Genomic DNA, 23617 nt, shown 5'->3' on the forward strand with positions numbered 1-23617 from the left:
GGACTTGTTGCCCAGAACGGAGCGAATTGCAATTGACGGTCGAGGCAACGGACAAGGGCGCGCTGAACCGGCTGGCCGGCGACGTGATCATGGCCCTGCGCTTCTTCTCGCGCCTCCCCACTGGCCGCTCGCCGCATCGGCGACCGCATCTGGGACGCATCGCGGCCGTGCTGCCTGTAACCTCTGTCATCATGGGCGTGGTTCCGGGCGCCCTTTTCCTTGGCGGGGTGCAGCTAGGCCTGACCCCAATCTTTGCCGCGGTACTCGCCGTTGCCACGATGGTGCTCGTGGGCGGCGGCATGATGGAGGATGCTCTGGCCGATGCCGCCGACGGACTCTTCGGCGGCAGCACGCCGGACCGGCGGCTCGATATTCTCAAGGACAGTCGGCACGGCACCTATGGCGTCAGCGCGCTCTGTCTGTTTCTCCTTTTGCGTGTCGCGTTTTTCGGGACTTTGCCCCTCTCGCCTCTCGCCATCTTCTGCCTCTGGCTCTGCGCCAATACGGCGGGGCGCTCTGCCGGGCTCTGGCTTGCGGTGGCCTTGTCGCCGGCGCGGACAGATGGAGCCTCGGCCGGCGCGGGACGCCTCGGCGCTCGCGCATACTGGGTAGGGGCTGCGCTGGCTGGCCTGTTTGCGGCACTGTTTACGACGTGGATCGTTGGTGTGGTCGGACTTGCCGTCCTCGGCATGGCGCTGGTGGTGGTCAACCTCGCCTGGGCGGCACTCTGCCGGCGCCTTGTGGGCGGCCAGACCGGCGATCTCATCGGTGCAGCGGGGGCTCTGGGAGAGATCGCTGCCCTCACCGCGCTGATGATCTTTGTCTGACGCCTTGAATTTGCCGCGCCTGTTCCCATTCTTGAATCGACGCGTTTCCGCGAAAGGACCGGCATGATTTTCATCGGCATCGCACTTCTGGTTGCCGTTGGGCTGGCCCTGATGATCAGTGCCGACGCCGGAAGCCTGGTCGGGCTCAGCCAGCAGCAGACAGCCCAACTGGTGCCCATGGTCATCCTGCTGATCGTTTTTGCCGGGGGTCTCTTCTCCCGGCGGCGAAAAGCCTCCGAGCTCTTTGGCGGCATCGTGTTGTGGGTGGGCCTGTTCGCTGCCGCCATGCTGGGCTACGCCTATCGTGACGAGCTGATGGGGGTGGCCGGAAGGGTCGCAGGGGAGTTGCAGCCCGGCGTCGCCATGGTCGACGAGGAGGCCGGAACGGCCGTGTTCCGCCGCAGCTTCAACGGTCACTTCGAACTCAACGCCACCATCAATGGTCACACCACGCCCATGATCTTCGACACGGGCGCCAGCGCTGTTGTCCTGACAGTGGCCGATGCTGAGGCTGCGGGGATTGACACCCGCGACCTGCGCTACACCGTGCCCGTAGCCACCGCCAACGGGCGGGGCATGGCGGCCCGCACTCAGATCGACAGCATCAGTGTGGGCGGCATCACCCGACGCAATATCACCGCCTTCGTCACCGAGGCCGGGGCGATGGACACCAGCCTCCTAGGCATGACGTTTCTCGAAACTCTGGGACGGTACTCGGTCACCCAGAATTCGCTCGAGCTGCAGGACTAGGCGACGACCTTCTCGTGGCGCTCTACGGCTGCCAGCGCCGCAGCGAAGACCTCGATGCCGGCGCCCTGGCGACAGGCTTCGACGCTGAGGATCTGCCGGAACTGCCGTGCGCCGGGCAGACCGTTGGCCAAGCCCAGCATGTGCCGCGCGATGGCGTTCAGCCGCACGCCGCGAGATAGTTCGGCCTCCGCGTAGACGCTCATGCGTTCCATAATCGAGGGAAGATCAGGGCGCGGGGTCGGATCGGCAAAGACGAGACCATCCACCTCCGCCAGCAACATGGGGTTGTGGTAGGCGGCGCGCCCGAGCATGACGCCATCCACATGACGCAGATGCTGATCCACGGCACCCAGCGTCTCGATCCCGCCATTGATGAAGACGGGATAGGTCCACAACCGGCTTTTCAACCGATACACCCGGTCGTAGTTGAGCGGCGGAATAGTGCGGTTTTCCTTTGGGCTGAGCCCCTGCAGCCAGGCTTTGCGGGCATGGACGTAGAGCGCGTCTGCTCCTGCGGCGATCATGGTGTCCGCGAACCGGTCCAGGCCCGGTTCGATATCCTGATCGTCGATGCCGATGCGGCATTTGACGGTTACCGGCCGGTCGGTCATCTCCTTCATTGCCCGCACGCACGCGCCGACAAGATCCGGTTCGGCCATGAGGCACGCACCGAAGCGGCCGGACTGCACCCGATCGGATGGGCAGCCAACGTTGAGATTGATTTCGTCGTAGCCGAACCGGTGCGCGATCGCCGTCGCCGCCGCCAACTCAGCCGGGTCGGACCCGCCGACCTGCAATGCCACCGGATGCTCGGCGCTGCTGAACTGCAGGTGCCGCTCCGCGTTGCCATGAACAATGGCGCCCGTGTTGACCATTTCGGTGAACAGCAGGCTGTGCCGGGTCAGCAGCCGGTGCAGGTAACGGCAATGGCGGTCGGTCCAGTCCATCATCGGCGCCACGGAAAAGCGGCGCGCCTCGGCGATAGACAATGCGGGAATGGCGATGGCTGGTGCCTCGTTCAGCGAAACAATTCGCCGTTCATCTAGAGTGGATGCCGACACGGCTCAAGAGCCCGCGCCGTTTCGTGAGCCTAGCGTTCCGCCTTCAAGTCTGATCTGGATCAAGGTCGAGCCCGATAAGTTCATCCATAGTGGGGGTATGAAATGGGCGAAAAAGGAGCCTGCCATGTATAGTCACATCGTCTGCGCGATCGACGGCTCAGACCTCAGCACGAAGGCGCTTCGCCACTCCATGGAACTCGCCTCAAAGCTGGGGGCGAAACTCACGCTGGTGACGGTGACCGAACCCTCCGTCATCGTCACGCCGGGCGCCGAGATGGTGATGGTCGATACGAGCCGCATCTACGACGACCTCGAGCGCGCCAAGGCAGAAGGGGCAAAGAAGGTGCTCGACGATGCCAAATTGCTCACATCCGGAGCTGGCCTGAGCGCCCAGGCAGTCCATGTTCCCATGAAACCGCCGGCGGAGGGCATCCTCGAGGCTGCGCGGGAGCACGGGGCGGATTTGATCGTCATGGGGTCGCATGGCCGGCGCGGGCTCGGACGCCTCCTCCTCGGCAGTCAGGCCGCCGAAGTTCTCGCTCACAGCGATTTGCCGGTGTTGATCATCAAGTAGCAACTGACATGTCAGCTGCTGGAATGGCGCGGGCCAATCCTGTATGGGGGCTCATCCCCTACTGTGGACGCGCGCCATGCCCACCCCTCTGCCCCGCCACATCGCCGTCATCGACATCGGCAAGACGAACGCCAAGGTTGTCCTGTTCGACGCCCGCACGGGACGGCAACTGGATGTGTTGACGACGCCTAACGCGGTCCGCAGAGTTGGACCCTACCCTCACGCGGACGTGGAGGCGCTTTGGGCCTTCATTTGCGACAGCCTCAAGCGCTTGCACGCCCGGCACGGCGTCGAAGGGATTTCCATCACCACGCACGGCGCCACGGCCGCGCTCATCGATGGGAACGACCTTGTGCTGCCGGTCCTCGACTATGAGCATCAGGGGCCCGAAACATCTGCCGATGCCTATGCGCGGGTTCGCCCCGATTTCGCGCACACGCTGTCGCCGCGATTGCCAAATGGTCTCAATCTGGGCGCACAACTGTTTTGGCAGGCGCGGGAGTTTCCGGGGGCCTTCGCCCGAGCAACGGCCATTCTGTCCTATCCGCAGTATTGGGCCTGGCGGCTGACAGGACAACTGGCCAGCGAAGTCACTTCGCTTGGCTGTCATACCGATCTCTGGAGTCCCGACCGCAGCGACTATTCGCACCTCGTGGACGAGATGGGGTGGCGCCAGCTGTTCCCGCCCATCCGTCCCGCCAATTCCATCCTTGGCCGGGTGACGGAGGCTGTTGCGGAGCGGACCGGACTGCCACGGGAGACGCCGGTCACCTGCGGCATCCATGATTCAAATGCTTCGCTCCTGCCGCATCTGCAGGAGGGCGAGACGCCACTCTCGGTCGTCTCGTCAGGCACGTGGACGATTGTCATGACCATTGGCGGCGGCACCTCCAAGCTTGACCCACAGCGCGACAGCCTCGCCAATGTGGACGCCTTCGGGCGCCCGGTACCGACGGCACGCTTCATGGGGGGGCGCGAGTTCGATACCCTGGTGCCGGGGATTGCCGAGCCGAGTGCCGCCGACATCGAGCAGGTGCTGGCCGCTGATGTTCAGGCCTTGCCCAGCGTCGTTCCGGGGGTTGGTCCGTTCGGAGCGCGCCGGGCCAGTTGGACGGTCGACCCCGAGAACCTTCCGGATGGGATGCGGACCGCCGCGGCGTCTTTCTATCTCGCCCTGATGACGCGCGAATGCCTGAGCTTGTGCGGACTCGGCAAGCGCGTGGTCATCGAGGGGCCGCTGGCCCGGAACCGGCTCTTCGTCTCGGCGCTGGCGCAGCTCCTGGGCGTGCTTGTATCGACCTCGGCGGACGGAACCGGAACCAGCCTTGGCGCCAGCCTATTGTTCCCCGGAGCGGGCGGAGCACACAGTGCGGAGGCCGTTGTGGAGCCTCTGCAGGCAGATGGTCTTGAGGCGTACGCACAACGGTGGCTGCAGCGCGCTGCAAGGCCCTGAGTGGCGGCTTCTTCCGCTGGGTTGATGTAAGGCGGAAGGGCCAACAGATGGGTGCACATCGAGTCGTGGTTGTCGGCGGCGGATTTGCTGGGCTTGACGTCGTTCGCGGCCTTGCCGATGCCGATGTCGACATCACGCTTCTCGACCGGCGCAACCACCACCTCTTCCAGCCCCTGCTCTATCAGGTTGCCACGGCCTCGCTCAGCCCCTCCGAGATTGCCTGGCCCCTGCGCCACATCCTGCGCCGTCAGAGGAACGTCCGGATCATCATGGCGACCGTCACGGACGTCGACCCGGCCGCCAAGGAGGTGCTGCTCGAAGACCAGACGCGCGTGCCGTACGACACCTTGGTCCTCGCTACGGGGGCGCAGCATGCCTATTTCGGGCACGATGAATGGGAGCAATTTGCACCGGGTCTCAAGACACTCGAGGACGCCATTGGCATTCGCCGCAAGCTCCTTCTCGCGCTGGAGGCCGCGGAGCGGGAGCCGGACCCTGAGAAGCGCGAGGCTCTCCTGACCTTCGCCATCATCGGTGCTGGTCCCACTGGCGTGGAGATGGCTGGCTCGATGATAGAACTGGGACGAGCGAGCATCCAAGACCAGTTTCGGGCCATCAGGCCGGATGATCTGCGTGTTGTCCTGATCGAGGGGGGAGACCGGGTGCTGTCCAACTTTGACGATGATCTGTCTGACTACACCCTCAAATCCCTGCAGCAGCTGGGCGTGCATGTGGAACTGGGGCAGATGGTGAAGGCCATCGATGCCGACGGGGTGACATTTGGCGACCAGCGCCTGCCGGCCAAGACGGTCATCTGGGCGGCGGGTGTCGCGGCCTCTCCGGTCGCGAAATGGATCGGGGCGGAGGCCGACAAAGCCGGCCGTGTTCTGGTGGCTCCGAATCTCACGGCGCCCGGCAAACCTGACATCTTCGTCATCGGCGACGTCGCCAGCATCAAGAACCCGGATGGAAGCCCGGTACCTGGGCTGGCGCCCGCTGCCAAACAGCAGGGCGCCTATGTGGCAAAGGTCATTTCCGCCCGCGTCGCCGGCAATGCCGCGCCCGAGCCATTCCGCTACAAGCACGCCGGCAGCCTGGCCACCATCGGCAAGCGCTCGGCCGTCATCGACTTCGGCTGGACCAAATTCCGCGGCTGGTTCGCCTGGTGGATATGGGGCGTCGCCCACATCTACTTTCTGGTGGACCTCAAGAACCGCATCTTCGTGCTGTTGAGCTGGCTGTGGATTTCCCTCACCGGCCAACGCAGCGCGCGACTGATCACGCATGGCCGCGCGCCCTCGCACACCCCTCTCGATGAGGTAGAAGACGGCTAGCGCGGCGCTATTACCGGCGGCGAGGGCCGCGCATTGGCGCGTTCGCGCAGCCAGATATAGAGGCCGCTGCCGACCACGATGGGCGCGCCCACATAGAGCCAGAGATCAGGCGGCTGATTGAAGATGAGCCAGCTCGAGGCAGCCAAGAAGATGATCTGGAAGTAGGCGAACGGCGCCAGCACCGAGGCCGGAGCGAAGCCCGAGGCCATCGTGATCAACTGGTGGCCAATGAAGCCAAAAATTCCGACGGTGAAAAAGGTGATCCAGCCGTCCACGGTGCTTGGCCATACCCAGATGAACGGCACGAAGGGGGCCAGAAGCGCGGTGGCGAAGATGCCGACGTAGAACTGGCTGGTGGCCGCGCTGTCATGGGCCGAAACCTTGCGCGTCAGCAGCATGTAGAACGCCGTGCTGAAGGCCGCAAAGAGACACAGCAACGCTGCGGGATGAAAGGCATCGGTGCCCGGTCGCACGATCACCAGAACCCCGATGAACCCGACGCCGATGGCCGTCCAGCGCCGCCATCCCACCGTTTCGCCCAGCATGGGAATGGAAAGAGCAGAGATGAACAGGGGCGCTGTGAAGGCGATTGAACCGGTGACTGTCAGCGGGAGGTACTGCAGCGCCAGAAAATTGCAGCCTGTAGCGCCCAGAAGGGCCAGCGCGCGGAAGAATTGCAGGCGGATGTCCTGGGATTGCGCCATGGCCCATCCATGTCGCGGCAGATGGACGGTGGCGACGAGGCCCAAATGGATCACGTACCGCAGGAATACGATCTGCAGCGCCGGAATGCCGACAAGTCCAAGCCATTTGGCCGAGCTGTCGATGCCGGTGAACATGAAGTAAGCAGCCAGCGCGAGGCCGATGCCGAGGAGCCGCCGCTCGACGGGTGGCACAAAGGAAGATGACATTGCCGTTCCATTCGGCCGGGAGGTGGCCGATCATTGCCCCCAGCGTTGGCGAGGCGCCGGAGCAAGTCAACCTCATGTGGCGAAAAACTTGTATGGAAGTTCCGCTTGGTGCCGTCCCCCGCGTCGGAGGACGGCCAGTGCGTCAGAACGTCTGCGCGAGGTTGCTGACCTTGAGCGCGCCACCCAGATCCGCCGACGACACGGTTGCCCCGTGGCGGGGATGGAAGACAAGGTCAACTGGCCGGCCCGGGAGCAGCGTGATCGCGTTGTCGGAGAAGTAACCGGGGGCGTCCACAGTCGCCGTGGTGAAAAAAGCTGGCGCGTCCGCTTGCAGTGTCAATACCGCCTTACCGTCTCGATCCGACCACCTTGCATCGACGTTGGGCTGCACCAGTTCGTACGCCTTATATGGCTTCGGGAAGAAGTCATTTTGGCCCAGGACGGTACTCTGGGAGTCGCTCCAGACGAAGGAGAGGAACTCATCCTCGGCCAGTTCAGCCGCCTCGATCGTTGCGGCCGTGATTGCTGCGTCTGGTCCGACCTCGCAGGTGCCTGAAAAGACGGTGCGCACGGGTCCGGACACCTTCACCGCCTGAACCTCGAGCGCAATGGTCGCGGACGTTCCGGTGTCGTTGATGGCCCTGAGCAGGATCTGGTCCGGCATCTGTCCCTCGACCGGGGTGCCACGCGAGTTGGTCTCAACCTGAGACACCTGTGGGACGGCCACGAGGTTGATCGGCAGGAAGAAGCGGCGCGCCATATAGTGCATCAGCTTCCACTGCCCGCCGTAGTCGAGGCTCGACCAGCTTGCCACGGGCCAGATGTCGTTGATCTGCCAATAGAGGGTGCCCATGCACCGCGGCTTGGTCGAACGCCAGTATTCGATGGCGGTCTTGATCGCCAGGCCCTGCTGGATCTGGCTGAGGAAGACCATCTGCTCGAAGTCGCGCGGGAAGCGGAAATACCGCGTCATCGTCTCGAGGATACGTGCATTGCCGCCAGCATTGCGCTGATGGTTCTCCATCACCGGCGAAGACGGGTTCCGGTCCTTGGGCTCGGCAAAGGTCTCGATGACATTCATCGACGTAAACGACTGGAAACCGAATTCGGAGGCAAAGCGCGGGTTGACGCTACGGTAGGCGTCAAAGCTCTTGGCTGAATGCCAGACATCCCAATAGTGCAGGTCGCCGCGCGTGTCGGAATGCCAGCCGTCGGAGAAATCCATATAGCCCAAGGATGGCGAGGACGGCCAAAAGCGGCGGGCCGGGTCCTCATCCTCGACAATCCGGTGCAGCATTGAGTTCAGCCGGTCGTAATTGGCGATGTAGCGCTCCTTGTCGGCGCGCGTCTCGGGGTACCAGTCAAGCGAGCCGATCACCTCGTTGTCGCCGCACCAGAGGGCGATCGAGGCGTGATGCGAGAGCCGTCGCACCTGCTGGGTGATCTCCAGCTCGACGTTCTTGAGGAACTCGCGATTGGAGGGATAGCTCATGCACGAGAACATGAAATCGTGCCAAAGCAGGATGCCCAGTTCGTCGCACAGATCGTAGAAATAGTCCGGCTCGTACTGCCCGCCGCCCCAGATGCGGAGCATATTCATGTTGGCGGCCTTGGCGCTCTCCAGCAGGTCCCGGATGATGGCCGGCGTGATGCGGCTCGGAATGGCGTCGGCGGGGATCCAGTTGGCGCCCATCATCGTCATGTCGCGGCCGTTGACGCGGCACTTGAACGTGTGGTCGATCTCATCCTTCTCGACGACCCATTCGAGCCTGCGCAAACCGACTTTGCGCCGGGTGACTTCGCCCTCAAGGTTGGTGGTCAGTTCGTAGAGCGGCTGTTCGCCCTGGCCGGCCGGCCACCAAATCCGCGGGTTGCGAATGGTGACGTTGTGGGTGAAGACATTCTCGCCCTTTTGCACCACGACCTTATCGGTGATGACCTGGCCGTCGATGCTATGCTCAAGCTCTACCTCACCTTGAGCGAAGGCGAAAACGCGAGTCTTGATCGCCAGTTCGACGGCGTTGTTGCCATGCACCTGGTCGATCTGGACACTCTCCTGTCGCGCCAGGCGCGACTTGCGCAGGCTCATCGTCCCGTAGATCCCGATCGGCATGGTGCAGATGCCCCAATCCCACCCCGCATGGCACGCGGCCTTGCGGATGAAGTTCATGTGGATGCCCTTGAGGCCGTTGGTCTGATAGTTCTTGGTGAACGGGATGGGGAAGGGATGGGCATCTGCCCGCGCCTTGGCGACATCGGGCGCGATCGCGAATTCGATCCGCAGCGTGTTCTCGCCCGCTCGTACCTTGCCGGTCACATCAATGTCGTTGCGAACAAAGCTGTTGTCGGTTCGGGCCACCTCCTCGCCGTTGAGGAAGATGGTTGCGATGCAGTCCACCTCCGACAGCGTCAGCGTGAGGTAGCCATCGATGTCGGCGGCGCTCGCTTCGAAGCGCCGCTCCATCGTCCAGGCCGTCTCGTTCACCCACATCACCAGCTTCTCGTTCTCGCCGAAATAAGGATCGGGGATCAGATCGGCGGCGAGAAGGGCACCGTGGACGTCCCCCGGCAGGGAAATGCTGGTCGCGATCTGCCGCCCGGGCGCGGTGAGCGCATACTGACCCGAAAGATCGAGGGATGTGTAGTTGGCTGGCACAGGCATGAGCATTTCTCGCAGGAGGGTTGCGGATTGGCAGGGTCTGGAGCGCAATCGATTTCAAGGATGTTCTAGCGAGAGTCAGCCTGCGTTCCAATGGGTTGCCGCTCCAGTTTCATCGTAAATTTGCATCGTTGCAGTTGCGGCATGTGCAAAGGCTGCAAGACGGCCTCCGGCCTTTTCCTTGTGTTAGGAAATTTGATCCTAGGCTCTTTTTCAGTTCGACAAGAGAGCAACCCGTGATCCGGCGCATCTTTCGCATAGTGTTCAAGCCACCAGACACGCCCGAACTCGCCCTGGCGCAGTGGAATGCGCTCAGCCGGCAGATTCCGCTGCTCTACATTATGCTGCTGGCGAACACCTGGGTGCTGGCCCTCACCCACTTCGGAAGAGCGCCGCGATTCCTTACCCTCTACATCCCTTCGACGCTCACGGTCGTTGGCATTGTGAGAACCTCGGTGTGGTTGCGCGGCCGCAACGCGCCGGTGTCTGCACACCAGGCTCTGCGTGCCCTTCGGGGCCCAATCTGGATCGCTGGCACTCTGGCGGTCGGCTTCACCGCCTGGAGCCTCAGCCTCTATGGCTATGGCGACGCCTACATGCAGTCCCACGTCGCCTTCTACATGGGCGTTACAACCATCGGCTGCATGTTTTGCCTCATGCATGTCCGGGCGGCGGCCTTCCTCGTTGGCGTGGTTGCCCTGCTGCCGTTCTCCGCGTTCTTTGCCATTTCCGGCCAACAGACGCTGGTGGCCATTGCCATCAACATGGTGCTGGTGGTTGCAGGGCTCGGCTACATTCTCGTTGCCAACAATTCGGACTTCGCCGAACTCGTGGCCTCGCGGGCCGAAATGGCGAGGCGCCAGGCAGAGGCACAGAGGCTGCTGACGGAGAACGTCCGGCTGGCCAGCACCGATGCCCTGACCGGTCTGCCCAACCAGCGCAGCTTCGAGCTCTTTCTGACGCATGCCCTTGCGGAGGAAGCCGCGGGGGGCGCTGGAGTGGCCGTTGCGATCGCCGACATCGACCGCTTCAAGTCCATCAACCAGATCTTCGGACAGTTGGCCGGTGACAGCGTCATCGTCGAAATGGGACACCGGCTGGAAAAGCTGCGGCGGCCGGACAGCTTCGTGGCGCGTCTTGAGGGAAACCGGTTCGGCCTCGTGCTGCGCGGCGACGTCACTCCAGTGGCGCTGAACAAGACAAGTGCCATGATCGGGCATGCGCTGCACAAGGCATTCGACGTGCCGGCAGGGGTGATCCGCCTCTCGACCTCGCTTGGCCTTGCCGTGGCAGAGGCAGGTGATACAGCAGCTGCCCTTTACGACCGTGCCGACTACGCAACTTCGGTCGCTAAACGCGAGGCCCAGGGAAGTGCTGTGATCTTTGGCTGCGAACACGCCCTCGAAATTCGTCGTGTTCGGCAAATGGAGCACCTTCTGCACACCGCCGACCTCGAACAGGAGATACACATCCTCCTGCAGCCCCAGTTCGATATTTCGCAGGGGCAAACCACGGGCTTCGAAGTCTTGGCGCGTTGGCGCAGCCCTGTTCTGGGCGAAGTCTCGCCGGCGGAATTCGTGCCGATGGCGGAGCGGACCGGGCAGATCACGAGGATCACCCAGACGATCCTGCGCAAGGCGTTGACTGTGACCGCCACCCTGCCCCGGCCTCTGCGCGTGTCCGTCAATCTCTCCGCCAACGACATCGGCTCCCCAAGCGCCATCGACGGCATCGTATCGCTGGTGCGTGAGCATGCGGGGCCGTGCCGGATCGACTTCGAGATCACGGAAACGGCGCTGATGCGGGATCTGGCCCAGGCGAACCAATCGCTGCTGGCCCTCCTGGGACTGGGCGCCCGAATTGCCCTCGATGACTTCGGCACCGGCCATTCCAGCCTCACCCACGTGCAGAAGCTGCCGCTGCATCGCATCAAGATCGACCGGAGCTTTGTGGCCGAAGTCACCACTGACACGGCTAGCCGCGCCATCATCAAGACGGTGATCGACCTTTGCCGAAACCTCGGGATATCCTGCGTCTTCGAAGGCATTGAGACGGAGGAGCAACTCGATGGCCTGATTGGCCTCGGTGGAACGGTGATGCAGGGCTATCTGTTCGGCCGCCCGATGACCCCTCAAGCCGCCCTCGACCACCTCAAGGCAGAAGACAGCTATGTTCACAGCGCCAGACGCGACCACATGATGGGCGTAGCAGGATAGGAAAAAGCGCGGCCTAGGCCGCGCCTCTCATGACTCTATTGTGCCGCCTCTTCGGGCTGGTCCGCGTCGATGAAGCCACCGGACTGCCGGTGCCAGAGCTGGCTGTAGATGCCGCCGGAATCCACCAGTTGCGCGTGGCTCCCCTGCTCAACGATCCGCCCCTTATCGAGCACAACCAACCGATCCATCATGGCGATGGTGGAGAGCCGATGGGCGATGGCAATCACGGTCTTGCCTTCCATCAAGCGGACGAGTTGGCTCTGGATTGCCGCCTCCACCTCGGAATCCAGGGCGGACGTCGCCTCGTCGAGCACCAGTATCGGGGCGTTCTTGAGCAGGACGCGAGCAATGGCGATACGCTGCCGTTGGCCACCCGAGAGTTTTACGCCCCGCTCGCCGACATGGGCATCATATCCCTTGCGGCCCTTTGGATCGGTCAGCGTCTCGATGAAGTCGGACGCTTCCGCCTGCTCGGCGGCAGCACGCATCATCGCCTCGGTCGCATCTGGGCGGCCGTAGAGAATGTTGTCCCGCACGGAACGGTGCAACAGGGACGTGTCCTGCGTGACGACGCCGATATTGGCCCGCAGGCTATCCTGGGTGACGCCGGCGATATCCTCGCCATCGATCAGAATGCGGCCACCCTGCCGGTCATAGAAGCGCAGTAGCAGGTTGACGATGGTCGACTTTCCGGCGCCGGAGCGGCCGACGAGGCCGATCTTCTCGCCAGGGCGAATGTGCAGATCGAGATTGTCAATGACGCCCGAGGACTTTCCATAGTGAAAGCTCACCTTGTCGAACCGGATATCGCCCTGCACTTGCGGCAGCCGCTTGGCGTCCGGCCTGTCGGTGACGACGCGCGGCAGCGAGATCGAGGAAATACCGTCCTTGACGGTGCCGATATTCTCGAACAGCGACGACATCTCCCACATCACCCACTGGCTCATGCCTTGGAAGCGCATCACGAGGCCCAGCGAAACGGCGATGGCCCCGGGGCTCATGAGGCCGCCCATCCAGAGCCAGATGCCGATGGCACCAACGCCGAACAGCAACAGGGCATTGGACCAGAGGACCAGCATGTTGAGCACGGTGAACAGCCGCATCTGCCGGTAGACGGTGCCGAGAAAATCATCCATCGCCTCCTTGGCGTAGGTCTCCTCGCGGTTCGAGTGCGAGAACAGCTTCACCGTGGCGATGTTGGTATAGCTGTCGACGATGCGGCCGGTCATCATGGAGCGCGCGTCGGCCTGCGCCTGGGAAATCTTGCCCATGCGCGGGATGAAGTAGACCATCATCGACACATAGGCGACGAGCCAGACCAGGAACGGGATCGCCAGGCGCCAGTCCGCTGAAGCGGCCAGGATGACCGCGCCGGTGAAGTAGACGACGACATAGACAAGCATGTCGAGCAGCTTCATCACCACCTCGCGCACGGCGAGCGAGGTCTGCATCAGCTTGGCGCCGATGCGGCCGGCAAACTCGTCCTGGAAGTAGCTCATCGACTGACGGATCAGGTACCGGTGGCTCATCCAGCGGATGCGCTGGGGGAAGTTGCCCAGCAGCGTCTGATGCATGGTCAGTGTCGAGACCAGCGCGATGGCAGGCAAGACGAACACCACCATGGCGCCCATCAGCGCCAGTCTCCAGCCGTCCGTCTGCAGGAACGTCTCGCGGTTGGCCCCGGCCAGCCAGTTCACGACATCCCCGATAAAGCCGAAGACGACGATCTCGCCGATCGCGACGCCAGCGGCGGCGGCCGACATCAGCGCCAGCCAGCGCTTGGCGCCGTGGCTATAGTGGAGGCAGAAGGCCAGGAGGCCTTTGGGCGGCTCCTCGGGTTCACCGACCGGATAGGGATCGAGCCGCTTTTCGAACCAACGCAACATGTTCAAGTACCACTTCGTGTCAAAGGCAGTCCCGCACCAGCGCGATGGCATCCGGCCCATCGGGGCCGACGCGTGGATGCCGCCGACGGAAGACTGCGTAAAATCGTGAGTCCGGCGCTCGATACACCCGCAATTGGTGCAGAGGAGCGGCGTGCCGATGGCTGCAACGCCCAATTCCCCAATACCGTCTCATTTGCGGATGAAGAGATGGGCTATGCAGCCAGGAGCCGCATAGAATACATGAAGTTCCCGAGTCGGCTATTGCAAGATGGCCACAACTTCCAGCCGCAGACATAACTGGATCGCTCCATGCGCACAGAGACCGAACACACGATCTACCTTAAGGACTATGCGCCGACGCCCTACCGGATTGTGACAGTAGAGCTCGATTTCAAGATCCTCGAGGAAAAGACCCGCGTCCGCGCCCAACTGACGATCGAGCCGCGGCCGGAGACGGAACCTGGGACACCGTTGGTGCTGGACGGCGATGGCCTGACACTCGACAGCATTGCCATTGACGGCCTGCCGCTCGTGCTTTCGGCCTATCTCGCCGACGAAAACGGGTTGACCCTGGTCGAACCGCCGCATCGCCGCTTCGTGCTCGAGACGGAAGTCTTCCTCGACCCTGCAGCGAACAAGAAGCTTATGGGACTCTACCGCTCGGGCGGCACCTGGTGCACCCAGTGCGAGCCGGAAGGCTTCCGCCGCATCACCTATTACTTGGACCGTCCGGATATCCTTGCGCCCTTCAAGGTCCGCATCACGGCCCCGCTGGCTGTCGCACCAGTCCTCTTGTCGAATGGCAATCTGATCGACAAGGGAGATGCCGGCGACGGGCTGCATTTTGCCCTCTGGGAAGACCCCTTCCCTAAGCCGTCCTACCTCTTCGCCTTGGTCGCCGGTAATCTCGGATCGATCACCGACAGCTTCACCACCATGAGTGGCCGGAAGGTTGATCTCGCCATCTACTGCACCCACGGCAAGGAGAGCGAGTGCCTCTACGCCATGGACAGCCTCAAGCGCTCCATGGCCTGGGACGAGCGTCGTTTCGGCCGGGAATATGATCTCGACGTCTTCAACATCGTCGCCGTCTCCGACTTCAACTTCGGGGCCATGGAGAACAAGGGACTCAACATCTTCAACGACAAGCTGGTGTTCGCTTCTCCCGAAACGGCCAGCGATGCCAACTACGGCAATATCGAGCGCGTAATCGCGCACGAGTACTTCCACAACTGGACGGGCGACCGCATCACCTGTCGCGACTGGTTTCAGCTGTGCCTTAAGGAGGGTCTGACAGTCTACCGCGATCAGGAGTTTTCCTCCGACGAGCGCAGCCGTCCGGTGCAGCGCATTCACGACGTGCAGAACCTGCGCACCCTGCAGTTCCCCGAGGATGGCGGCCCGCTGGCCCACCCGCCCCGGCCGGATCGCTATCGGGAGATCAACAACTTCTATACGACCACGGTCTACGAGAAGGGCTCGGAGATTGTCCGCATGCTCTCAACGCTGCTCGGCGAAGCGGGCTTCCGCAAAGGGATGGATCTCTATTTCGAGCGGCATGACGGCGACGCGACGACCATCGAGGCCTTTATCAAGGTGTTCGAAGACGCAAACGGGGTCGACCTTGCCCAGTTCGCGCAATGGTACCTGCAGGCTGGCACACCCGAAGTCACGGTTTCCGACGAGTATGACAGCGCCACGCAGACCTATCGCCTGAACCTGAGCCAGAAGACTAAGCCGACTCCCAATCAGCCGGACAAGCCGCCCTTCGTCATCCCGGTGCGCTTTGGACTTGTCGGGCCGAACGGGAGCCCGATGGGCTGGAGCGGCGTCAGCGGTGGCACCGTGCAGGAGGATGTCATCGTTCTTGATGAAGAGAGCGTGACGCTGACCTTCACAGGGGTCGCTAACAAGCCGGTGCCGTCGTTGTTCCGCGGCTTTTCTGCACCGGTTCGTGTTGTCTCGAACATGGACCTCGAGACGCTTCTGTTCCTGGCACGGCACGACAGCGACCCATTCAACCGCTGGGACGCATTGCAGACCGCCGCGACCCGCCTGCTGTCCGAGGGCGCCCAGGGTCGGGCCTGGACCGGGGACGCCGTCGATGCGCTGCGCGACGCCCTGGTCGAAACCGTCCAGGACCCGTCACTGGATGATGCGTTCAAGGCGCAGGCCATCAGCCTGCCTGGGGAAGGCGTCATTGCCCGGCAGATCGGAGAGAACGTCGACCCGGACGCGGTTGCCAGGGCCAGGCGGCAGATGATCCGGGAACTCGTGGCCCCGGTCGGTGCGGCACTCGAGCGCCGCTACGAGGAGCTGACGATCTCCGACCCCTATAGCCCCGATGCCGCGCAAGCCGGCCGCCGCTCCTTGCGCAACGGCTTGCTGTCGCTCCTCGTGGCCGGAACGGAAACGGGCGGGCAACTAGCGGCGCGGCAATACGAAACAGCGAGCAACATGACGGACCGGTATGCTGCCATGGCCATTTCGGCTCACAACTGGACCGGCGAGGCCCCAGCCCTGCTTGGCGACTTCCGGACGCGCTTTGCCGGTGATCCCCTCGTATTCGACAAATGGCTGACGGCTTCGGCGCAGGCACCTGACGACGGCGTCGTCGAACGCATCAGGGCCACACTGGCCGCTCCTGACTTCCCGCGCACCAACCCAAATCGTCTCCGCTCGCTGCTGGCCAGCTTCGTCATGAGCAATCCGGTCCAGTTCGCCCGTGCCGATGGGGCAGGCTATGCGATGGTGACGGAAGCAGTCGCAGAGATCGACAAGGTGAACCCACAGGTTGCCTCGCGGATCCTGACGGGGTTCCGGACTCTGCCGAGCCTCGAAAGCGCCCGTCAGGCGGCGGGACGAAGCGCCCTTGAGGCTCTTCGCGCGCAGCACAAACTGAGCCGAAACAGCAGCGACATTATCGATCGCATATTGGGCAATTAGGATCTTCGCGGCGGCGGGTTGCCTTCAACTCGCCGCCGTTCCCCAAGGCGAACTCACCCCGCTTCGCAGCGTCCGGAGCCGCAGCAATTCCCGGGCTCCGAAGGTGGAAGAATTTTTCTTTCTGCCTAAGTGATTCAGCAGACTCGCGTTTTCGAGATCGACCCGGAAACAGCCAATACTGACCGCTGGACAACCGGCCCGTAGCTGATTCATAACTTGTTAAGGGCAAATCGGGGTTGGGGCTAACCCCCTCTTCTACAAGGAGAAATTTATGCGGTCGTCGGGGGCATCCGACGCCGGCGCCGTAGGATTCCGCGCTGGCACAGAAGATCGACCACCGCGGTGCAAAGCCGCCGGCGCCCTTTCTCCCGCGGCGCGACTGAAAGCCTTGGCTTCCCCCATCACTCTCGCGGTAACCGTCACGGCCTTCGCGTGCGCACTTCTCTTCATCGCCTACGACACCGGCCACTCGCTGGCTGAAATCGGCCGTGAGTTCTCGCTCATCGGCAATATCATCGCCCAGGACGCCGCTAAGCAGCCGGCCTCGGAATTGCCAGCGGCATTGACGCAAGAGGCGGCGCGCTTCACGCAGGTCCGGCGGGTCGGCATCGATGACGGCACCATCAGCGAGAGCCTCTTCTCGAGGCGCTTCAAAGCCGGTTCACACGGCGTCTTGACCGTGGATTTCCACGATACCGGTGCCTTGGCGGGGCTAGGGACGCGCAGCGCAGCCGCCCTCCTGCTGGCCACATGCATGTCACTCGCCAGCATTCGCCGCCGCCGCAAGTCGGGCATGCCTGACCGGCTGCAACGCGACAACTACCGCACCCTTGCTGCGGCCGTGCCGCTCGGCCTCGCCTGCTGGACAAAGGCGGGTGAACTGATCGTGTGCAATGACCGCTATCGCGACCGGCTCAACCTGGACAAGAGCCGCATTACCTACCACGCCGCCGTCTCGCGCCTGATCGCCGGCGGCTACATGAAGCTTCTGCGCGAGGACGACAACAATCGCGTGCTGGAACTGCATCGCGAGGATGGCGCCGTGCTCCTGATCGACGAGCGACCCCTCGCCGATGGCGGCTTCATGACGCTGGTCTCCGATGTCACCGAGCAGAAGCGTGCCGATGCGCTAATTGATGCCATACGCGAAGAACAGCGCCTGCTGGCCCGCCGCTACCACGAGGAAAAACTCAAGGCCGAAGCGGCGAGCCGGTCCAAGACAGCGTTTCTCGCCCATCTCAGCCACGATGTCCGGACGCCGCTCAACCATATCATCGGCTTTGCCGAATTGATGAAGCACCAGACCTATGGCCCGCTCGGCGACCCGCGCTATGTCGAGTACGTCCAGACGATCCAGGCCTCGGGTGAACATTTGCTCGCCTCGTTCGCCACGATCCTGGAACTGGCCGAGCTTGAAAGCGGGCAGAGGGCCCTGCGGCAGGACCCGGTGGCCATCGATAGCCTCGTGTCTGATATTGCGCGCAAGTATCAGGCCCAGATCAAGCGGGCCGGCGTCCGCATGGACCTCGGCATCGGCTGCGGGGCCGTAGTGCGGGGGGACCGGCTCGGCTTTGCCCGCATGATCGGAAACATCATCGAAAACTCCATCCGCTTTACGCCCAGGGGCGGTGAAATTCGCCTGGCGACCTTCGCGGCAGATGATGGAGTGGTCATCGAAGTCAGCGACACGGGCATCGGCATGGACGACGAACGCCTCTCCAGCCTCAGCCAGCCCTTCGTGCTGGGAGACGCGACCTTCACCCGCGAGGGCGTGGGACAGGGCCTGGGCATCTCCATAGCGCGGGCCATTGCCGGCTCGAGTGGCGGGCACCTTGCCATCGATTCCACCCCCGGGATCGGCACGACGGTTGCCATCTCGTTGCCGCTCGAGAGCATGATCGGCGACACGGTCGCAGCGGAATAAGCGAGGCTAAAGCGCTGCCGCCTTTTCGTACCAGTGACTGGCAGCGGCTTCGACTTCGCCCTGCATTTGCGCAATGTCGAGTTCGAGCCGCCCGAAATCGGGATAGTGCGCCAGATGGGCCAGAAGGTCCTTGAAGGCCGGCGTCCACGCCTCATCCTTGAACGGGCTGATGAGCGCGGAACTCATGACCTGCAGCGCTGTCGAATAGAGGCCGTGGATTTCGGCGAGCCGCTGCCCCTCCGGTACCAGCCCCAGTTCCCCCAGACGAGCCAGGACGGCGGCGGTTTGCGCCTGTGGCAGCCGCACCTGGGTCCCCGCGACCAACTGCGCGGACTGGGCGATGAACTCCAGATCCACAAGTCCACCATTGGCCAGTTTTAAGTCAAACGGGTGCCGCGGCTTACGCTCCCGGGCCATCAGCGCACGCATGGACACCACATCCTCGACAACTTTTGCCGGGTCGCGCACGCGCGACATCACCTCCCCGATGGCCGCGTCCACCTTGGCGGCCATGTTCCCGGTCGCTGCCACAACGCGCGCCCGGCTCAAGGCCAGATGCTCCCAGGTCCAGGCGTTGTCCTTGTGGTAGGCGTTGAACCCCGTCAGGCTCGTCGCGAGCGGGCCGGAGTTGCCGGACGGGCGCAGGCGCATGTCCGCTTCATACAGAACGCCTTCCGCCGTAGGCGCCGAAACGGCAGCCAGCAGGCGCTGCGTCAGCCGCGCGAAGTAATGCGATGGCGACAGCGACCGCTCCCCATCGCTCTCCACGTCGGGCGCATCGTAGAGCAGGATGAAGTCGAGATCGGAGGTGTAGGTCATTTCCCGGCTTGCCATCTTTCCGAAGGCTAGCAGGGCGATTTCCGCACCCGGTATTTCCCCGTGGCGCCGCGCAAACTCGGTGCGGACGCTGGCGAAGAGGCGCTGCAGCAGGGTTTCGGCGAGGGCCGTGAACTGCTCGCCGGCGCCGGCCGCACTAACCGTTCCCGAGAGGAGCCCCGCAGCCACCAGGAACTTCTGCTCCTGCCCGATGATGCGGGCGCGGTCGATGAGATCCTCATAGGACAAGGCGTCTGCCAGGAAGGCATCGACCTTCCCCACCAGCACGTCGCGATGCGTCACGTCCTCGGCGAACGCCGGATCGATCAGTCCGTCCATGACATGGGCACGATGAATGACAGCTTCTGCCATGCGCGGGGCGGACGACATAAACTGCACGAGCAACGTGCGCAATTGCGCGTGATTGCGCAGGAGCGCAAAAAGCTGGACGCCTGCGGGCAGGCGGGAAAGAAAATCGTCGAAACGGGCCAAGGCACCGTCGGCATTGCCGGCCATGCCAAACGTAATCAGGAGCGCCGGCAACAGTTCGGTGAGGTGAGCGCGAGCCGCCGACGTCCGCGTGGCGCCGTAGCTCCCATAGTGCCACTTGCGCACGGTCTCGATGGCCTTGTGGGCATCGGCGAAGCCCATCGCGGTGAGCGTCTCGAGCGTGCCGGGGTCGTCGTCGCTGCCGGTAAAAACCAGATTACCCTCTCCTGCGCCCAGCGACTCGCCCTCCGTGAAGAGTTCGCCATAGTAGCGCGCCACCCGCTCCAGCGCGCCGCGATAGCTGTGCTCGAAGCGCGCAGGCTCCGGCTCGCCCATCAGCCGCCCGATGACCGATACGCCCTCGGGCGTATCGGGCATGATGTGCGTCTGTTCGTCCCGCAGCATCTGCAGGCGGTTCTCGACGGCCCTCAGGTACCAGTAGGTTTCAGTCAGCTCCGAGGCCGCTTCGCGGCTGATCCAGTTGCCTTCCGCAAGAGCAGCAAGGGCCTCTCCCGTTGGCCGAACGCGCAGCGCCGGGTCGCGCCCGCCGGCGATCAGTTGCTGGGTTTGGGCAAAGAACTCGATTTCCCGTATGCCGCCCCGGCCCAGCTTGACGTTGTGCCCCTCGACCCGGATATCCCCCACCTTCTTGGTGACGTTGATCTGGCGTTTCATCGCCTGGATGTCGGCGATCGTCGCAAAGTCGAGGTGCTTGCGCCACACGTAGGGCGCCAGCTCTTTCAGGAGAAGTTTCCCCACCGCCTTGTCGCCAGCGCAGGGGCGCGCCTTGATCCAGGCAGCGCGTTCCCAGTTCTGGCCGCGCACCTCGTAGTAGGCCAGCGCCGCGTCCACCGACAGCGCCACAGGGGTCGAGCCCGGATCAGGGCGCAAGCGCAGGTCGGTGCGGAAGACATAGCCGAATGCCTGCCGCTCCTCCATCAGGCCGACAAGCTTCTGAACCATGCGGGAATAGATCTTGGTCGCCTCCTCGGGCTCTTTGAGCACCCCCCGCTCCGGATCGAAGAAGGCGACGATGTCGATGTCGGATGAATAGTTGAGCTCGCGCCCGCCATGCTTGCCCAGTGCGAAGAGGGCGAGTCCCGAATTGGCCGCCGTAGCCTCACTCTCGGGGATGGCCAACCGCCCGGCGGCGAAGGCCTGGCGCATCAGAAAATCAAGCGCGGCTTCGAGCGCTGCGTCGGCGAGATCCGACAAGGCTTCCGTGGCCCGGGCCGTTGTCCAGGCGTCGCCGGTTTCGGCGATCGCGGCAAGAAGTGCGGTGCGACCCTTGGCAATGCGCAATGTACGCGCCACCTCGCCCTCATCGGCGTGCCGGCCGGTCTCCCTCACCATCGCCAGGAGAGAGTTTAACGCGTCGTCGGCATCATCCTCTAGCGTCTTAGCTAGCCACGCCGCATGTTTGCGGGTGAGGTCGAGCAGGTAGGGAGCAGACCCCAGCAGGGGTGCAAGAGTCCCCGAGGCCGATCTCAGGACCGCCGCCTGTTCCTCCGGCAACTCCGCCAGAAGCGCATCGAAGGCACGGTGATCGTCGGGCGGCAGGGGAGAAAGGGAGATGCTCATTTCGGAGGCATAACCTGCGCCCTTCTCGCGAGCAAGGCGGGCGAGCTAAGGCAAGGGCAGGTCCATGACCGCCCGGACACCTGGGGTATTGTCCTCCAGCCGAAAGGTCCCGCCATGCAATCTGGCTACGGCATTCACGAGGGAGAGCCCCAGCCCGGAGCCAGGCTCGGACCGGCTCTTCTCCAGCCGGACGAAGCGCTCCAGGACACGCTGCCGATCTGCCGCCGCGATGCCCGATCCGTTATCGGCGACCGCGATCAGCGCACGCCCATCCCGCGCCTTAAGGCTCACGACGATCTGCCCGGCAGTGCCGTCCTCCGGCCGCGCATATTTCACCGCGTTCTCCAGAAGGTTCGCCAGCGCCTGGCCGATGAGTTCGCGATTGGCGCGCAGCCTTACCCCTTCGTCGATGTCGGTTACCAGGACGATGTGCGCATCCTCGGCCACCGGCCCATAAAGCTCCGCCACGTCCGCAACGACTGGGCCCACGTCGATATCGGAGAGCGCACCTGAGGGGGTGCCAGCTTCGGCCCTCGCGATCATCAGCAGGGCATTGAACGTGTGGATTAGTCGGTCGCTCTCGGCAATGACCGTCTCCAGCGCCCGTTCGCGCGTTTCCTCGCTGGTGCCCTCGCGCAAGGCAGCCTCGGCCTGGTTGCGGAGGCGCGTGAGCGGCGTTTTCAAATCATGCGCCACATTGTCGGTCACCTCCTTCATGCCCTGCAGCAACTGTTCGATGCGGTCGAGCATGGCATTGAGGTTGGTGGCCAGGCCATCGAACTCGTCGTTGCGCCGGGTGACAGGAACGCGTTCGGAGAGGTTGCCGGACATGATCTTGGTGGAGGTCGCGCGGATCGTATCGATGCGCCGCAGGACGCGGCGCGCCGTAACGCCACCGGCCACAATGGAAAAGAGAATGATGCCGACCACACCCACGAGGAAACTCTGCAGGATGATGGCTGAGTAGCCTCGCCTCTCGACCACGTCGCGACCCACCACGAGGCGCATGCCGTTCGGCAACTCCACGGACCGGACAACGGCTACACCGCCACGCTGCGGAGCACCGGGCGGTGCGGGTGGGCCATCGCCGCTCAGCGGATCGGGCTGGTGGTAGCTGAAACTATAGACGCCGGGATTGATCAACACTTCGGGGGGCACATTGTTCATGTTGCCCAGGAGATATTGCCCACTGGCATCGCTGAGATAATAGATGCCGGGCCCCGGCTGGCGCGACAGGCGGTCAAGCGCGAAAGCCATGGCCCTGATGCCCTGGTTGGCTTCGATGCGCTGGAACAGAGCCACTTCGCGATCGATGTCGTCGGCCTGCTGGCGCTGGATCTGGACGCTCGACTGCCAGCCAATGAACCCCATGAGCAGGATGGCGAACAGCACGAAGATGGCGATGAACGTCGCCGTCAGCCGTACCGTTGATGTGCGCCAGACCTGAGCGAAGCGGGCCAAGCGCTACTCCCGGATCATGTAGCCGGCGCCGCGCACCGTGTGCAGCAGCGGGGTGGCGTGACCCTTGTCGATCTTCGACCGCAAACGCGACATGTGGACGTCGATGACGTTGGTCTGCGGGTCGAAATGGTAGTCCCACACGTTCTCGAGCAGCATCGTGCGGGTCACCACTTTTCCTGCGTTCTTCATCAGGTATTCCAAAAGCCGGAATTCGCGCGGCTGCAGAAGGATGGTTTCGCCGTCCCTTTCGACCTTTCGCGAAAGCCGATCGAGCGTCAGCCCGCCAACAGCATAGCTGGTCGCCGCCTCTGCGGGGCTGGATCGGCGCGCCAGCACTTCGATGCGGGCCAGAAGCTCGGTGAAGGCATAGGGTTTGACGAGATAATCGTCGCCACCCGCGCGAAGCCCGGTCACCCGGTCGTCAACCTCGCCAAGCGCGGAGAGGATAAGCACCGGCGTCTTGTCGCCTTCGGCACGCAGGGATTCGATGATGGAGAGGCCGTCGCGGCGGGGCAGCATGCGGTCGACGATGAGGACGTCGTAGTCCATCCCGGACGCCATCGCGTATCCTGTCTCCCCGTCGGCGGAATGGTGTGTCACGTGCCCCGCTTCGTCCAGCGCCTGTACGAGGTAGCTGGCGGCTTCACGGTCGTCCTCGATCAAAAGGATCTTCACGCTACCACTCCCGACAAATGAAATCCGGCCCCGGGGAAGGGAATCCCCGAGGCC

Annotated in this window: 16 protein-coding genes; 9 read left to right on the plus strand and 7 right to left on the minus strand. The window is 63.5% G+C overall.

The features are described from left to right. Positions 1-32: 32 nt before the first annotated feature. Together IC608_RS07420 and IC608_RS07425 are read left to right on the plus strand one after the other, a co-directional pair. Positions 33-827, plus strand: coding sequence for an adenosylcobinamide-GDP ribazoletransferase (locus tag IC608_RS07420; RefSeq protein ID WP_191774105.1), 795 nt, complete (start codon positions 33-35; stop codon positions 825-827). Positions 828-890: 63 nt separating this feature from the next. Then, the gene (locus IC608_RS07425; RefSeq protein WP_191774106.1) at positions 891-1577 is read left to right on the plus strand and encodes a retropepsin-like aspartic protease family protein; all 687 of its coding nucleotides are present in this window, start codon (positions 891-893) and stop codon (positions 1575-1577) included. On the opposite strand, the gene dusA is transcribed toward IC608_RS07425, so the two are convergent. Then, positions 1574-2560, minus strand: coding sequence for a tRNA dihydrouridine(20/20a) synthase DusA (gene dusA, locus IC608_RS07430; RefSeq protein WP_345890883.1), 987 nt, complete (start codon positions 2558-2560; stop codon positions 1574-1576). The genes IC608_RS07425 and dusA overlap by 4 nt on opposite strands. Before the next feature lie 202 nt (positions 2561-2762). Between dusA and IC608_RS07435 the strand changes: the two genes are divergently transcribed. From IC608_RS07435 to IC608_RS07445, 3 genes are all read left to right on the plus strand, one after another. Then, the gene (locus IC608_RS07435) at positions 2763-3212 is read left to right on the plus strand and encodes a universal stress protein (RefSeq protein WP_191774108.1); all 450 of its coding nucleotides are present in this window, start codon (positions 2763-2765) and stop codon (positions 3210-3212) included. Positions 3213-3288: 76 nt separating this feature from the next. Further along, positions 3289-4665: an FGGY-family carbohydrate kinase gene (locus tag IC608_RS07440; protein WP_191774110.1), complete on the plus strand. Its 1377-nt coding sequence runs from the start codon at positions 3289-3291 to the stop codon at positions 4663-4665. A gap of 47 nt (positions 4666-4712) precedes the next feature. After that, on the plus strand, positions 4713-5999 hold the full coding sequence (locus IC608_RS07445; protein ID WP_191774111.1) for an NAD(P)/FAD-dependent oxidoreductase: 1287 nt from the start codon (positions 4713-4715) through the stop codon (positions 5997-5999). Here IC608_RS07445 and IC608_RS07450 read toward each other — a convergent pair. Both IC608_RS07450 and IC608_RS07455 read right to left on the minus strand, forming a co-directional pair. Then, positions 5996-6910, minus strand: a complete 915-nt coding sequence (locus tag IC608_RS07450) for a DMT family transporter (RefSeq protein WP_191774113.1) — start codon at positions 6908-6910, stop codon at positions 5996-5998. The genes IC608_RS07445 and IC608_RS07450 overlap by 4 nt on opposite strands. A 142-nt stretch (positions 6911-7052) precedes the next feature. Beyond that, positions 7053-9572, minus strand: a complete 2520-nt coding sequence (locus IC608_RS07455) for a beta-mannosidase (protein ID WP_191774115.1) — start codon at positions 9570-9572, stop codon at positions 7053-7055. 233 nt (positions 9573-9805) lie between these two features. On the opposite strand from IC608_RS07455, the gene IC608_RS07460 reads away from it, so the two are divergent. After that, positions 9806-11785 (plus strand): EAL domain-containing protein, encoded by a 1980-nt coding sequence (locus IC608_RS07460; RefSeq protein ID WP_191774117.1) that lies wholly within the window; start codon positions 9806-9808, stop codon positions 11783-11785. 35 nt (positions 11786-11820) lie between these two features. Here the strand turns inward: IC608_RS07460 and IC608_RS07465 are convergent, their stop codons facing one another. Then, on the minus strand, positions 11821-13671 hold the full coding sequence (locus IC608_RS07465; protein WP_191775401.1) for an ABC transporter ATP-binding protein: 1851 nt from the start codon (positions 13669-13671) through the stop codon (positions 11821-11823). A 72-nt stretch (positions 13672-13743) separates the two neighbouring features. Between IC608_RS07465 and IC608_RS07470 the strand changes: the two genes are divergently transcribed. The 3 genes from IC608_RS07470 to IC608_RS07480 all read left to right on the plus strand — a co-directional run bounded on the left by IC608_RS07470 (position 13744) and on the right by IC608_RS07480 (position 18541). Beyond that, a complete protein-coding gene (locus tag IC608_RS07470; RefSeq protein WP_191774119.1) occupies positions 13744-13968 on the plus strand; it encodes a hypothetical protein in 225 nt (74 codons plus the stop codon). A gap of 12 nt (positions 13969-13980) precedes the next feature. Further along, the gene (gene pepN, locus IC608_RS07475; RefSeq protein ID WP_191774121.1) at positions 13981-16617 is read left to right on the plus strand and encodes an aminopeptidase N; all 2637 of its coding nucleotides are present in this window, start codon (positions 13981-13983) and stop codon (positions 16615-16617) included. 388 nt (positions 16618-17005) lie between these two features. Next, on the plus strand, positions 17006-18541 hold the full coding sequence (locus IC608_RS07480; RefSeq protein ID WP_191774122.1) for a sensor histidine kinase: 1536 nt from the start codon (positions 17006-17008) through the stop codon (positions 18539-18541). A 6-nt stretch (positions 18542-18547) separates the two neighbouring features. On the opposite strand, the gene IC608_RS07485 is transcribed toward IC608_RS07480, so the two are convergent. From IC608_RS07485 to IC608_RS07495, 3 genes are read right to left on the minus strand one after another with little or no spacing between them, the layout of a single operon-like run. After that, the gene (locus IC608_RS07485) at positions 18548-21427 is read right to left on the minus strand and encodes a bifunctional [glutamine synthetase] adenylyltransferase/[glutamine synthetase]-adenylyl-L-tyrosine phosphorylase (RefSeq protein ID WP_191774124.1); all 2880 of its coding nucleotides are present in this window, start codon (positions 21425-21427) and stop codon (positions 18548-18550) included. A 45-nt stretch (positions 21428-21472) separates the two neighbouring features. Next, complete coding sequence (locus tag IC608_RS07490; protein ID WP_191774126.1) at positions 21473-22888, minus strand: sensor histidine kinase; 1416 nt, start codon at positions 22886-22888, stop codon at positions 21473-21475. 3 nt (positions 22889-22891) lie between these two features. Continuing rightward, positions 22892-23563: a winged helix-turn-helix domain-containing protein gene (locus tag IC608_RS07495; protein ID WP_191774128.1), complete on the minus strand. Its 672-nt coding sequence runs from the start codon at positions 23561-23563 to the stop codon at positions 22892-22894. Positions 23564-23617 lie beyond the last annotated feature (54 nt).

The organism is Devosia oryzisoli, assembly GCF_014837245.1.
GTDB lineage: Bacteria > Pseudomonadota > Alphaproteobacteria > Rhizobiales > Devosiaceae > Devosia > Devosia oryzisoli.

Coding starts and splice junctions, on each gene's coding strand:
- IC608_RS07425 (WP_191774106.1), top strand. CDS start 891: ATGATTTTCATCGGCATCGCACTTCTGGTTGCCGTTGGGCTGGCCCTG.
- IC608_RS07435 (WP_191774108.1), top strand. CDS start 2,763: ATGTATAGTCACATCGTCTGCGCGATCGACGGCTCAGACCTCAGCACG.
- IC608_RS07440 (WP_191774110.1), top strand. CDS start 3,289: ATGCCCACCCCTCTGCCCCGCCACATCGCCGTCATCGACATCGGCAAG.
- IC608_RS07445 (WP_191774111.1), top strand. CDS start 4,713: ATGGGTGCACATCGAGTCGTGGTTGTCGGCGGCGGATTTGCTGGGCTT.
- IC608_RS07450 (WP_191774113.1), bottom strand. CDS start 6,910: ATGTCATCTTCCTTTGTGCCACCCGTCGAGCGGCGGCTCCTCGGCATC.
- IC608_RS07455 (WP_191774115.1), bottom strand. CDS start 9,572: ATGCCTGTGCCAGCCAACTACACATCCCTCGATCTTTCGGGTCAGTAT.
- IC608_RS07465 (WP_191775401.1), bottom strand. CDS start 13,671: ATGTTGCGTTGGTTCGAAAAGCGGCTCGATCCCTATCCGGTCGGTGAA.
- pepN (WP_191774121.1), top strand. CDS start 13,981: ATGCGCACAGAGACCGAACACACGATCTACCTTAAGGACTATGCGCCG.
- IC608_RS07485 (WP_191774124.1), bottom strand. CDS start 21,427: ATGAGCATCTCCCTTTCTCCCCTGCCGCCCGACGATCACCGTGCCTTC.